The 13,076-nt window shown below is 53.2% G+C and carries 9 protein-coding genes, 1 tRNA gene and 2 rRNA genes; 8 read left to right on the plus strand and 4 right to left on the minus strand.

What is annotated here, in order from left to right; translation table 11 throughout:
- Positions 1-111: 111 nt before the first annotated feature.
- Positions 112-2,193 carry a putative bifunctional diguanylate cyclase/phosphodiesterase gene (locus OTG14_RS20495; RefSeq protein ID WP_024906313.1) on the plus strand — a complete coding sequence of 694 codons (2,082 nt, stop codon included), beginning with the start codon at positions 112-114 and terminating at the stop codon, positions 2,191-2,193.
- Here OTG14_RS20495 and envR read toward each other — a convergent pair.
- Positions 2,109-2,828: an acrEF/envCD operon transcriptional regulator gene (envR, locus tag OTG14_RS20500; protein ID WP_267215682.1), complete on the minus strand. Its 720-nt coding sequence runs from the start codon at positions 2,826-2,828 to the stop codon at positions 2,109-2,111. The genes OTG14_RS20495 and envR overlap by 85 nt on opposite strands.
- A 387-nt stretch (positions 2,829-3,215) precedes the next feature.
- On the opposite strand from envR, the gene OTG14_RS20505 reads away from it, so the two are divergent.
- From OTG14_RS20505 to OTG14_RS20535, 7 genes are all read left to right on the plus strand, one after another.
- Positions 3,216-4,355: an efflux RND transporter periplasmic adaptor subunit gene (locus OTG14_RS20505; protein WP_248272492.1), complete on the plus strand. Its 1,140-nt coding sequence runs from the start codon at positions 3,216-3,218 to the stop codon at positions 4,353-4,355.
- A gap of 11 nt (positions 4,356-4,366) precedes the next feature.
- A complete protein-coding gene (locus tag OTG14_RS20510) occupies positions 4,367-7,480 on the plus strand; it encodes an efflux RND transporter permease subunit (protein ID WP_090418920.1) in 3,114 nt (1,037 codons plus the stop codon).
- Positions 7,481-7,784: 304 nt separating this feature from the next.
- Positions 7,785-8,006 carry a lipoprotein gene (locus OTG14_RS20515; RefSeq protein WP_008502867.1) on the plus strand — a complete coding sequence of 74 codons (222 nt, stop codon included), beginning with the start codon at positions 7,785-7,787 and terminating at the stop codon, positions 8,004-8,006.
- Positions 8,007-8,479: 473 nt separating this feature from the next.
- Positions 8,480-9,505 (plus strand): amino acid ABC transporter substrate-binding protein, encoded by a 1,026-nt coding sequence (locus tag OTG14_RS20520; RefSeq protein ID WP_024906309.1) that lies wholly within the window; start codon positions 8,480-8,482, stop codon positions 9,503-9,505.
- Between the two features lie 67 nt (positions 9,506-9,572).
- Complete coding sequence (locus tag OTG14_RS20525; protein ID WP_090418923.1) at positions 9,573-10,754, plus strand: amino acid ABC transporter permease; 1,182 nt, start codon at positions 9,573-9,575, stop codon at positions 10,752-10,754.
- 9 nt (positions 10,755-10,763) lie between these two features.
- Positions 10,764-11,867 carry an amino acid ABC transporter permease gene (locus OTG14_RS20530; protein ID WP_032650459.1) on the plus strand — a complete coding sequence of 368 codons (1,104 nt, stop codon included), beginning with the start codon at positions 10,764-10,766 and terminating at the stop codon, positions 11,865-11,867.
- 7 nt (positions 11,868-11,874) lie between these two features.
- Positions 11,875-12,633 (plus strand): amino acid ABC transporter ATP-binding protein, encoded by a 759-nt coding sequence (locus OTG14_RS20535; RefSeq protein WP_014171880.1) that lies wholly within the window; start codon positions 11,875-11,877, stop codon positions 12,631-12,633.
- A gap of 107 nt (positions 12,634-12,740) precedes the next feature.
- Here OTG14_RS20535 and rrf (OTG14_RS20540) read toward each other — a convergent pair.
- The 3 genes from rrf (OTG14_RS20540) to rrf (OTG14_RS20550) form a co-directional block, all read right to left on the minus strand.
- Positions 12,741-12,856, minus strand: a 5S ribosomal RNA gene (rrf, locus tag OTG14_RS20540).
- Positions 12,857-12,899: 43 nt separating this feature from the next.
- Positions 12,900-12,975 (minus strand) — tRNA-Thr (locus tag OTG14_RS20545).
- Positions 12,976-12,989: 14 nt separating this feature from the next.
- Positions 12,990-13,076: ribosomal RNA gene (gene rrf / locus OTG14_RS20550) — 5S ribosomal RNA — on the minus strand; the annotation flags it as partial.

The raw sequence follows: 13,076 nt of genomic DNA on the forward strand, positions 1-13,076 counted from the left end.
TTACCCACTAAAAACGGGGATTTAAATCCCTTTGAGCCATTACCTGACGGTGATAATGTCTCGCCCTTCTCAACCGCTCTAGCGTAACCCCACACTCGAGTAGAACCGTCCATGCTGGTCAGCCAATACAACCATATCCTTGTCGTCCTCTCCTTTGTTGTTGCCATCCTTGCGGCGTATACCGCGCTGAACATGGCTGCACGCGTCGCCGGGAGTGAGGGCGTCGCTGCCCGCGTCTGGCTGGCTGGCGGCGGTATTGCAATGGGTATTGGCGTGTGGGCCATGCACTTTATCGGCATGCTGGCGATGGACCTCTCCATGAGCATGAGCTACAACGCCACCCTGACGGTGTTATCCATGGTCATCGCCGTGGGTTCATCACTGTTTGCGCTATGGCTCGTGAGCTGCGAGCAATTACGCCTGCGCCGACTGCTGCCCGGCGCGCTGGTGATGGGGAGCGGTATTGTTGCTATGCATTACACCGGCATGGCGGCGCTGGAAGTGATGCCGGGGATTATCTGGGACAAGGTCTGGGTGGCCATTTCGGTCGCGATTGCGCTTGCCGCTTCTCTCGCGGCGCTATGGCTGACCTTCCGCCTGCGTCGCGAAGCCGCGCAGGTCGTGCTGATGCGCATGGGGGCCGCCATCACGATGGGGATTGCCATTGCCGGTATGCACTATGCCGGGATGAAAGCGGCGCAGTTTCCCATGTCCACAATGGTTCATCATGAGGGGATTAACGGGAGCTGGCTGGCGGTGCTGGTCAGCGTTGTCGCCCTCTCTATTCTTGGGATTACCCTGCTGGTGTCGATGCTGGATGCCCGCCTTCAGGCACGTACCGCCCTTCTGGCCTCGTCGCTGGCAGAAGCTAACCGGGAGCTCGCTCAACTGGCGCTGCACGATACCCTGACGCGTCTGCCCAATCGTATCCTGCTGGAAGACAGACTCGATCAGGCCATCAGCAAAGCCGATCGTGAAGGGAATCACTTTGCCCTGATGTTCATGGATCTCGACGGCTTTAAAGCCATCAATGACGCCTACGGCCATGATGTTGGTGACAGGCTGCTGGTCGCCGTTACGCAGCGTCTGCTGCTTCTCCTGAAAGGCCAGTTCACCCTTGCACGTATCGGCGGTGATGAGTTTGTTCTGCTGGCAGAGGGAGAAGGTCCGGACGACGCGGCATCGCTGGCAAATTCGCTGGTCCGCGCGATCGATAGCCCGTTCAATCTCGGCCCCTATGAACTGGTGGTGACTCTCAGCATTGGTATCGCACTGTACCCTCACGACGGCAAAACTGAGCGTGAACTGATGTTTAACGCCGACGCGGCGATGTATCACACGAAGCATATGGGCCGTAACGGTTACCACTTTTTCCAGCCCTCTATGAACACCCTGGCGCAGACCCATCTCCAGTTAATGAACGATCTGTGGATGGCGATCGATCGCAATGAGCTGCGCCTGCTGTATCAGCCAAAATTTCACGCCCCCGCGGGTCCTGTCCTCGGATTCGAGGCGTTATTGCGCTGGCAGCATCCTAAGCAGGGGTTACTGACGCCGGAGCTTTTTCTGCCGCTGGCGGAAAAAACGGGGCTGATCATCCCCATTGGCAACTGGGTGATTAATGAAGCCTGTCGCCAGCTGCGGGAATGGCATCTTCAGGGGCATCAAAGCTGGTCAATGGCGGTAAACCTGTCGACACTGCAGTTTGAACAACCTTCGCTGGTGAAAACGGTTCTCGACTGCCTGGCTCTTCACCATGTGCCACCGGAAATGTTGATCCTCGAAGTGACGGAAACCACGGCGATGAGCAACCCGGATGAGAGCGTACGGGTGCTGACAGAGCTAACGGATGCGGGCGTGAAGGCCTCCATTGATGATTTTGGCACCGGATATTCGAGCCTGCTATATCTCAAGCGGTTACCGGCCTGTGAATTGAAAATCGACAGGGCGTTTGTGAAAGAGCTCAGCGGCGAAAGCGAGGATGCCACTATTGTCTCAGCGATTGTCGCCCTTGCCAAAACGCTTAACCTGAAAGTCGTGGCAGAAGGTGTAGAAACCGAAGCACAGCAAGCCTTTTTAACCGAGCTGGGCTGTAACACCCTTCAGGGTTATCTGTTAGGTAAACCCACCAGCGCGCAGACCATAGAAGCACTTTGTGCCCGAGGGGAAATGTTACCTGGCGCTGAGCTGTAAGCATCCTCATCAGGCGACACGCGAATGACAGGGAGTGTCGCCAGTATGCTATCAACCAGAGCGGGAGCCTGCTGATAAAGATTAAAACTGTCGTTATTCATTAACCAGTTTTTAATTATTCCGCTAAAAAAACCGTGGAATACAATCAAGGTGAGATCAACATTCACCTTTGGCGAAATGATATTCTGCGAAATACAGGTCTCCAGCGTGGCGCGTAGCGTGTCATCATTGAATCCAATGCGGTTTCTGATTTCACGCTCTGAAATCATATCACTGCTAAATTCACACTTATGATACAGAATTTGTAAAAGCGCACATTGCCGGGGTTCACGGGCAATATACTGCAGCGCAGTAATAAATTGCTCACGAAGTTTTAACAATGGGTCGTCGCTATCGGAAAGGGAAAGCCTGTCACGAATAATGTCGCGAAGCGGTAATTGCTGTTCCCAGATGGCATTAAATATTTCTGATTTACTGGTGAAGTGCCAGTAGATCGCGCCGCGCGTCACCTTTGCAGCATCAGCGATATCCGTCAGCGTCGTACTGGCTACGCCACGCGTCGCAAACTGTCCTATAGCCGCCTCAATCAGGTGCTGCCGGGTTTGTTGAGCCTCTTCTTTCTTTTTACGCGCCATAGGCAACTACTCGTTACTCACAAGGTTTAAAGGTAATATTGCGTTCATGCAAATGTAAGTATTCACTAAAATCCGTTTTAATTTTGCACAAAAAAAGTCACCTCTCTTAATTTATAATCAATACAAATACATCGAGTCAATTAAATTGACGGGATGAATAACCAAACAACATAAACCCCATTTACCTGATTAACATGCCTGAAGTATATCCCGAAATGGACCAGGTCTGATTCTGATTTTCTCCAGAAGCATGGTCATTCGCACTTATAAATTAAAAAACATTAAATACCCTCATTATTATACGCAGCTACATTTTATTTTTTATCCCTCTGCCCCAGCTACCGGTTCGCGGCATATATCGGTTAATGGGTATTTAAAGGAACAGTAATGACGAATCATTTCAGACGCTTGCCCTTATCCGGTTTCATTGTCTGCGCGGTACTGCTCACAGGATGCGATGGTCAGGAAAATCAACAACAACACCTGCAGGCGCCTCAGGTCAGCGTGCACATTGTGAAAAGCGCACCTCTGGCTGTCACCACTGAACTCCCGGGCAGAACAGATGCATTTCGCGTTGCGGAGGTTCGTCCTCAGGTTAGCGGCATTATCCTTCGCCGCAACTTCGCGGAAGGTAGCGATGTAAAAGCGGGTGAGTCACTTTACCAGATTGATCCTGCGACCTATCAGGCAGCCTATGACAGCGCGAAAGGCGAACTGGCGAAGGCTCAGGCGGCGGCCAATATTGCGCACCTGACGGTAAAACGCTATCTCCCGCTGGTAGGCACCCAATATGTCAGTAAGCAGGAGTATGACCAGGCCGTGGCGACGGCTCAGCAGGCAGATGCCAGCGTGGTTGCCGCGAAAGCCGGCGTTGAAAGCGCACGTATCAACCTTGCCTACACCAAAGTAACCTCGCCTGTTGATGGTCGTATCGGGAAATCCAGCGTGACCGAAGGGGCGTTGGTGACGAACGGACAGGCCTCAGCGCTGGCAACGGTCCAGCAGCTCGATCCGATTTATGTCGATGTCACCCAGTCCAGTAATGATTTTATGCGCCTGAAACAGACTAGCCTGCAAAAAGGCGATACCGCCAGCAGCGTTGAGCTACTGATGGAGAACGGGCAGCCCTATCCGCTGAAAGGCACCTTGCAGTTCTCTGACGTCACGGTCGATGAAAGTACCGGCTCAATTACCCTGCGCGCCATTTTCCCGAACCCTCAGCATATGCTGTTACCCGGCATGTTTGTTCGCGCCCGCATCGATGAAGGTACCCAGCCGGATGCGATTCTGGTTCCCCAGCAAGGCGTGACCCGCACACCGCGAGGTGATGCAACCGTCCTGGTGGTGAACGATAAAAACCAGGTTGAGCCGCGTACCGTCGTCGCCCCGCAGGCAATTGGCGATCGCTGGCTGGTGACGGAAGGGCTGAAAAACGGTGACCGCGTGATTGTCAGCGGGCTACAGAAAGTCAGACCAGGGGTAACCGTCGTCGCCACGCCGGATACCACCACGACTCCAGCCGGTTAAGGGACGACGACATGGCTAACTTCTTTATTCAGAGACCGGTTTTCGCCTGGGTACTTGCCATCATCCTGATGATTGCAGGCGGGCTGGCCATTCTCAAACTTCCGGTCGCACAGTATCCGACCATCGCCCCTCCCGCCGTGGCGATATCCGCGACCTACCCGGGAGCGGACGCTCAAACGGTGCAGGATACCGTGACCCAGGTTATCGAACAGAACATGAACGGTATCGATAACCTGATGTATATGTCCTCCACCAGTGATTCAGCGGGTAACGTCACCATCACCCTGACCTTCGAGTCAGGCACCAACCCGGACATCGCTCAGGTGCAGGTACAGAACAAGCTGCAGCTCGCCATGCCGCTGCTGCCGCAAGAGGTTCAGCAGCAAGGGATTGGCGTGGAGAAATCCAGCAGCAGCTTCCTGCTGGTCGCCGGTTTTGTTTCTGACAACAAAAATCTCACGCAGGATGACATCTCTGACTATGTCGCCTCAAACGTCAAAGATGCCATCAGCCGAACGTCTGGCGTCGGTGACGTTCAGCTGTTTGGCGCTCAGTATGCGATGCGCATCTGGCTCGACAGCAACGCGATGAACAAATACCAGCTGACGCCGCTGGATATTATCAACCAGCTGAAAACCCAGAACGATCAGATAGCGGCAGGCCAGCTGGGTGGAACGCCGTCCATTCCCGGGCAACAGCTGAATGCCTCGATCATCGCGCAAACTCGCCTGAAATCGCCGGAGGAGTTTGGCCGCGTGACGCTCAAGGTGAACCAGGACGGCTCGATGGTTCATCTGAAGGACGTGGCTCGTATTGAGCTGGGCGGCGAAAACTACAACATGGTCACTAAAATCAACGGGCAGGCGGCAACCGGTCTGGGGATTAAGCTGGCAACCGGGGCCAATGCGCTGGACACTGCGGCAGCCATCAAAAGCAAGCTGGCGCAGCTGCAGCAGTTCTTCCCACAGGGGCTGAAAGTTGTCTATCCCTATGACACCACGCCTTTTGTGAAAATCTCCATTCACGAAGTGGTGAAGACCCTGTTTGAAGCGATCGTTCTCGTCTTCCTGGTCATGTACCTGTTCCTGCAAAACCTGCGGGCGACGCTCATCCCGACTATCGCGGTGCCGGTCGTTCTGCTGGGCACCTTTGCGGTTCTGGCGGCGTTTGGTTTCTCCATCAATACCCTGACGATGTTCGGCATGGTGCTGGCGATAGGTCTGCTGGTCGATGACGCTATCGTGGTCGTTGAGAACGTCGAACGTGTCATGGTCGAGGACAAGCTGCCGCCGAAAGAGGCCACGCAGAAGTCGATGGAGCAGATCCAGGGCGCACTGGTCGGGATCGCCATGGTGCTCTCGGCGGTCTTTATTCCGATGGCCTTTTTTGGCGGCTCGACGGGGGCGATCTATCGCCAGTTCTCGCTGACTATCGTTTCCGCTATGGCGTTGTCCGTACTGGTTGCGCTCATCCTGACGCCCGCACTCTGCGCAACGTTGCTTAAGCCCGTATCCGGCGACCATCATGAGAAAAAAGGGGGCTTCTTCGGCTGGTTTAACGCGCTCTTTGATAAAAGCGTGGAGCACTACAGCAACAGCGTGAGCGGTATTTTGCGTAAGACAGGGCGCTATCTGGTGGTGTACGTCATTATTGTCGGTGGGATGGCGGTACTCTTCCTGCGCCTACCCACCTCCTTCCTGCCCGAAGAGGATCAGGGGGTGTTTATGACGATGGTTCAACTCCCGGCAGGTGCAACCCAGACGCGTACTCAGCAGGTCCTCGACCAGGTTCAGGACTACTACCTGAACAAAGAGAAGGCGAACGTTGAATCCGTCTTTACCGTAAACGGCTTTAGCTTTAGCGGCCAGGGTCAGAACTCCGGTATTGCATTCGTCAGCCTGAAGCCCTGGGAGGAGCGCCCGGGGTCGGAAAATGGTGTCGAGGCCATTGTGGGCCGCGCGACGAAAGCCTTCAGTCAGATTAAAGATGGCCTTGTTTTCCCGTTTAACCTGCCTGCAATTATTGAGCTGGGTACCGCCACGGGCTTCGACTTTGAATTGATCGATCAGGCTAACCTGGGGCATACCCAACTGACGCAGGCGCGTAACCAACTGCTCAGCATGGTGAAAGAGCACCCTGATCTGCTGGTTCGCGTGCGCCCTAACGGTCTTGAAGATACGCCGCAGTTCAAACTGGATGTCGATCAGGAGAAAGCGCAGGCGCTGGGCGTCAGTCTTTCTGACGTCAACCAGACGATTTCGACGGCATTAGGTGGTACCTATGTGAACGACTTTATCGATCATGGGCGCGTGAAAAAGGTCTACGTACAGGCCGACGCCAAATTCCGTATGTTGCCAGGCGATATTAACAACCTCTACGTGCGCAGCGCGAATGGGGAAATGGTCCCGTTTTCTGCCTTTAGCAATGCTCATTGGGTCTATGGTTCACCTCGCCTGGAGCGCTATAACGGGATGCCCTCTATGGAGATCCTCGGTGAATCAGCCCCGGGTAAAAGTACCGGTGAGGCCATGGTTATGATGGAAAGTCTCGCGGCAAAACTGCCTTCCGGCATCGGCTATGACTGGACGGGAATGTCCTATCAGGAGCGGCTCTCAGGTAACCAGGCGCCTGCACTGTACGCCATTTCGCTGATCGTGGTGTTCCTGTGTCTGGCAGCGCTGTATGAAAGCTGGTCCATTCCGTTCTCCGTTATGCTGGTTGTACCGCTGGGGGTCATTGGGGCGCTTCTCGCAGCGTCGCTGCGCGGGTTAAACAATGACGTCTATTTCCAGGTCGGCCTGCTGACGACGATTGGTTTATCGGCGAAAAACGCCATCCTGATCGTCGAATTTGCTAAAGACCTGATGGAGAAAGAAGGCAAAGGCATTATTGAAGCCACGCTGGAAGCATCCAGGATGCGCCTTCGACCGATCCTGATGACGTCTCTGGCCTTTATCCTTGGCGTCATGCCGCTGGTGATCAGCTCCGGGGCCGGGAGCGGCGCGCAAAACGCCGTCGGTACGGGCGTTATGGGGGGAATGCTTTCCGCAACGCTTCTGGCGATTTTCTTCGTGCCCGTCTTCTTTGTGGTTGTTCGACGACGGTTTACTCACCATAAAGAGTAATATTCCCCCTAAAAGGCACCTTTGGTGCCTTTTTTATTTTTAACATAAACAATGAATTACGCTTTACATAAAGGCAGTGTTAAAAATATGATGATTTGCATTAAGTAAAAACAGTCTCTTGCAGCTCCATAATGTCTCCATTAATTCCGCCTGAAACCGATTTTTCTCCACGATTTTTACAAACTACATAATTTGAGATTATTCCTCGTGTAACGAGGACTTACCCCGGTGGTAAAATAACCTCCAGTTCGTTAATAGCCCTCCTGGCTTTATAGCGGATGAGAAATAATACTGAGGTAACATCATGAAAAGATTCATTTCCGTTGCACTTCTCGCTGCGCTGCTGGCTGGTTGCGCGCACGACTCTCCATGTGTACCGGTTTACGATGACCAGGGCCGACTGGTTCATACCAATACCTGTATGAAAGGCACCACCCAGGATAATTGGGAAACTGCGGGTGCTATCGCTGGCGGTGCTGCCGCAGTAGCGGGTTTGACGCTAGGTATTGTTGCCCTGACGAAGTAACATCTGTTAAGAAAGCGCGGCTCTGGCCGCGCTTTTGCTTTTAATGAGTGCAGTATTTTCAAATAAGTAAAAAAATAGCCCCGTATTTATTCACGTAATTAATCTAAGCCTGAAGTCAGTCACATCTTTTTCGCATACTCATTCAAATTACTTATTCTATCGTGATGATTTTCACACATTAATATTATTGAATACCCTGCCAATATTCACTTTGGAAACTATCTCCCCTTTTTCCTGACCCGACGCATAACTTTTGCTCCGATTTGTGGCACAGGTTGTAATTTCGCACCATTTCAGGGCGCTCGTTTTATTTAAGCCTGTCTACACTCAGCATTAAGCGTTCACTCGTCTCTTATTTTGTCGAACGCAAAACTGGCATTACGTTTGCTTTATAAACGTTGGCCAAAGCCACAGACAGGTTAAGCGTTTAAAAACGCCTCTATAACGATAAATTTCGCCACACAGGATGCATTATGAAAAAGACGATGATAGCCAGCCTGGCCGCTGCAGGCATGTTGTTTGCCGTAGCCGGTCAAGCCCATGCGGGAACGACACTGGATGCCGTTAAAAAGAAAGGTTTTGTTCAATGCGGTATCAGTGACGGTTTGCCTGGCTTCTCTTATGCCGATGCGAACGGCAAATTTACCGGTATCGATGTGGACGTCTGCCGTGGCGTTGCGGCCGCCGTTTTCGGTGATGACAGCAAAGTAAAATACACCCCGCTGACGGCGAAAGAACGCTTTACGGCGCTGCAGTCCGGCGAGGTCGACATGCTCTCCCGTAATACCACCTGGACGTCCTCACGTGATGCAGGCATGGGGATGTCATTTACGGGCGTGACCTATTATGACGGCATCGGCTTCCTGACCCACAATAAAGCAGGCCTGAAAAGCGCCAAAGAGCTGGATGGCGCCACCGTTTGTATTCAGGCGGGCACCGATACCGAGCTGAACGTCGCCGATTATTTCAAAGCAAACAACATGAAATACACCCCAGTGACATTCGACCGCTCGGATGAGTCGGCCAAAGCGCTGGAGTCCGGCCGTTGCGACACGCTGGCCTCTGACCAGTCACAGCTGTATGCCTTACGTATTAAGCTGAGCAACCCGGCAGAATGGATTGTTCTGCCTGAAGTGATCTCCAAAGAACCTCTCGGACCGGTCGTACGTCGTGGCGATGAAGACTGGTTCTCCATTGTTCGCTGGACGCTGTTCGCCATGCTGAACGCAGAAGAGATGGGCATCAACTCGAAAAACGTTGATGAGAAAGCCGCTAAGCCATCCAACCCGGATATGGCACACCTGCTCGGTACAGAAGGTGATTTCGGCAAGGATCTGAAGCTGGATAACAAGTGGGCCTACAACATCATCAAACAGGTGGGCAACTACTCTGAGATCTTTGAGCGCAACGTGGGATCGGAAAGCCCGCTGAAGATCAAACGCGGCCAGAACAATCTCTGGAACAACGGCGGTATTCAGTACGCGCCACCAGTACGTTAAGTCATAGCTGTAACGGGCACTGCTCAGGCAGTGCCCACTCCAGAGTCATGGTTACTGAGGTTTCTTTATGTCCCATCGCCGCTCAGCCGTAAAAGGATCGCTATCCTTTTCTCATCCCGCGGTCCGCGCCTGGCTATTCCAGATTATTGCTATTGTTGCGGTTGTTCTCATCGCCGTGTATCTCATCCATAACACCATTACCAACCTGAATAATCGTGGCATTACCTCCGGTTTCGCGTTTTTAGATCGCAGCGCGGGGTTTGGCATTGTCCAGCATCTTATTGATTACCAGGAAGGTGACACGTATGGACGCGTGTTCGTGGTCGGTTTGCTGAATACGCTGTTGGTATCGGCGCTTTGTATCGTCTTCGCGTCGATACTGGGCTTCTTTATTGGCCTGGCACGTCTTTCTGAAAACTGGCTTCTGCGGAAACTGTCGACTGTTTATATCGAGACGTTTCGCAATATCCCCCCGCTCCTGCAGATCTTCTTCTGGTATTTTGCCGTATTGCGTAACCTACCCGGCCCCCGTCAGGCCGTCGACGCGTTTGAGCTGTTTTTCCTGAGTAACCGTGGGTTGTCCATTCCTTCTCCTCAGACGGGTGAAGGGCTGTACGCTTTCATTGGCGCGATTGTGATGGCGCTTGCTCTTTCAGTTGGCGTATTTCGTTTTAATCGCAAGCACCAGATCAAAACCGGTCAGCTTCGTAGAACCTGGCCAACGGCAGTCGTCCTGATCGTTAGTCTCCCGCTATTGGCACACTGGCTGTTTGGGGCTGCGCTGCACTGGGACATTCCCCATCTGCGTGGCTTTAACTTTCAGGGTGGGATGGTATTAATTCCCGAGCTGGCAGCGCTGACATTGGCGCTGTCGATTTATACGTCCGCGTTTATCGCAGAGATTATCCGTGCCGGGATCCAGGCCGTACCTTACGGACAGCACGAGGCGGCACGCTCGCTGGGATTACCCCATACCGTGACGCTTCGCCAGGTCATCATTCCGCAGGCTTTACGGGTCATCATCCCGCCCCTGACCAGCCAGTATCTCAATATTGTCAAAAACTCGTCGCTGGCCGCTGCCATTGGTTACCCGGATATGGTGTCACTTTTCGCCGGAACCGTGCTTAACCAGACCGGACAAGCCATTGAAACCATCGCCATCACGATGTCTGTCTATCTGATCATCAGCCTGGTGATTTCACTGCTGATGAACCTTTATAACCGTCGTATAGCACTGGTCGAGCGCTAAGGATCTATGATGACAAAAGCGATACTGTCGCACTCCTCGCGCCCTGCCAACTCGACAGGTGGACGTTTCATTCTCTGGGCGCGTAAGAATCTGTTCTCCAGCTGGAGTAACAGCCTGCTGACGATTGTCTGCCTGTGGCTCATGTGGGAATTGATTCCTCCCCTGCTGAACTGGGCGTTTTTACAGGCCAACTGGGTCGGTTCAACCCGAGCAGACTGCACAAAAGCCGGTGCCTGCTGGGTGTTTATCCACGAGCGATTCGGTCAGTTCATGTATGGGTTGTATCCGCATGAACAGCGCTGGCGGATTAATCTGGCGCTGGTTATCGGCCTGCTCTCTGTCGCGGCCATGTTCTGGAAAAAGCTGCCTCATCGCGGACGCTATATTGCCGTCTGGGCAGTGGTTTATCCGATTATTGTCTGGGTACTGTTGTATGGCGGTTTTCTGGGGCTGGAACGCGTAGAAACACGCCAGTGGGGCGGTCTGACGCTGACGTTGATTATCGCTTCAGTGGGGATAGCCGGTGCTCTGCCGTGGGGGATTTTACTGGCCCTGGGACGGCGTTCAAAAATGCCGATCGTCCGTGTGCTCTCCGTTATCTTCATTGAGTTCTGGCGCGGCGTACCGCTTATCACCGTCCTGTTTATGTCGTCGGTCATGCTGCCGCTGTTTATGGCAGAAGGGACCACCATCGACAAGCTGATCCGTGCCCTGGTGGGGGTGATTCTCTTCCAGTCCGCCTATGTCGCTGAAGTTGTGCGCGGAGGTCTGCAGGCGCTGCCTAAAGGCCAGTACGAAGCGGCGGAATCACTGGCTCTCGGTTACTGGAAGACGCAGGGACTGGTCATTCTTCCACAAGCACTCAAGCTGGTCATTCCAGGGCTGGTCAACACGATCATTGCCCTCTTCAAGGATACCAGCCTGGTGATCATCATTGGATTGTTCGATCTCTTTAGCAGCGTGCAGCAGGCAACCGTTGACCCTGTCTGGCTGGGTATGTCCACCGAGGGATATGTCTTTGCAGCTCTGATCTACTGGATCTTTTGTTTTAGCATGTCGCGCTACAGCCAGCATCTGGAAAAGCGCTTTAACACCGGGCGTACACCGCACTGAGGAAATTATGAGCCAAATAACTATGACACCCGCCGACGCGATGATTACGCTGGAAAACGTGAATAAATGGTACGGACAGTTTCATGTCCTGAAGGACATTAATCTTAAGGTCAAGCAGGGAGAGCGCATTGTCCTGTGCGGCCCTTCCGGATCCGGGAAATCCACAACCATTCGCTGCATTAACCATCTTGAAGAGCATCAGCAAGGACGTATCGTGGTTGACGGTATCGAGCTGAATGAAGATATCCGCAATATTGAACGCGTTCGTCAGGAAGTGGGAATGGTCTTTCAGCACTTTAATCTGTTTCCGCACCTGACCGTTCTGCAGAACTGTACGCTTGCACCGATTTGGGTACGAAAGATGCCGAAAAAGGAAGCGGAGGCATTAGCCATGCACTACCTGGAGCGCGTACGTATCGCAGAGCATGCGAATAAGTTCCCTGGCCAGATATCGGGTGGCCAACAGCAGCGTGTGGCTATCGCCCGTTCTCTGTGTATGAAACCGAAAATTATGCTGTTTGACGAGCCGACATCTGCCCTCGATCCGGAAATGGTGAAGGAGGTTCTGGATACCATGATTGGGCTGGCGCAATCCGGCATGACCATGCTGTGCGTCACGCATGAGATGGGGTTTGCGCGAACCGTGGCCGACCGGGTGATCTTTATGGACCGTGGGGAGATTGTTGAGCAGGCGCCGCCGGACGAGTTCTTTGCCCATCCGAAGTCAGAACGTACGCGAGCATTCCTGTCGCAGGTGATTCATTAGTCGTTAGCTCTGCCGGGTGGCGGCTTCGCCTTACCCGGCCTACCGTTTTTTTCGGCGCATGAACGCAAAAAGGCCATCCTTTCGGATGGCCTTCTCACTTATTTGATGTCTGGCAGTTCCCTACTCTCACATGGGGAGACCCCACACTACCATCGGCGCTACGGCGTTTCACTTCTGAGTTCGGCATGGGGTCAGGTGGGACCACCGCGCTAAAGCCGCCAGACAAATTCTTTTACTTCTTGCCGAACTTTAACCTAAGTATAAAGTGGTGCTGATACCCAGAGTCGAACTGGGGACCTCACCCTTACCAAGGGTGCGCTCTACCAACTGAGCCATATCAGCACGCTAAATTTGATGCCTGGCAGTTCCCTACTCTCACATGGGGAGACCCCACACTACCATCGGCGCTACGGCGTTTCACTTCTGAGTTCGGCATGGGGTCA

Source organism: Enterobacter pseudoroggenkampii, assembly GCF_026420145.1.
GTDB lineage: Bacteria > Pseudomonadota > Gammaproteobacteria > Enterobacterales > Enterobacteriaceae > Enterobacter > Enterobacter pseudoroggenkampii.

Coding starts and splice junctions, on each gene's coding strand:
- envR (WP_267215682.1), bottom strand. CDS start 2,828: ATGGCGCGTAAAAAGAAAGAAGAGGCTCAACAAACCCGGCAGCACCTG.
- OTG14_RS20525 (WP_090418923.1), top strand. CDS start 9,573: ATGTCCCATCGCCGCTCAGCCGTAAAAGGATCGCTATCCTTTTCTCAT.
- OTG14_RS20495 (WP_024906313.1), top strand. CDS start 112: ATGCTGGTCAGCCAATACAACCATATCCTTGTCGTCCTCTCCTTTGTT.
- OTG14_RS20530 (WP_032650459.1), top strand. CDS start 10,764: ATGACAAAAGCGATACTGTCGCACTCCTCGCGCCCTGCCAACTCGACA.
- OTG14_RS20510 (WP_090418920.1), top strand. CDS start 4,367: ATGGCTAACTTCTTTATTCAGAGACCGGTTTTCGCCTGGGTACTTGCC.
- OTG14_RS20520 (WP_024906309.1), top strand. CDS start 8,480: ATGAAAAAGACGATGATAGCCAGCCTGGCCGCTGCAGGCATGTTGTTT.
- OTG14_RS20505 (WP_248272492.1), top strand. CDS start 3,216: ATGACGAATCATTTCAGACGCTTGCCCTTATCCGGTTTCATTGTCTGC.
- OTG14_RS20535 (WP_014171880.1), top strand. CDS start 11,875: ATGAGCCAAATAACTATGACACCCGCCGACGCGATGATTACGCTGGAA.
- OTG14_RS20515 (WP_008502867.1), top strand. CDS start 7,785: ATGAAAAGATTCATTTCCGTTGCACTTCTCGCTGCGCTGCTGGCTGGT.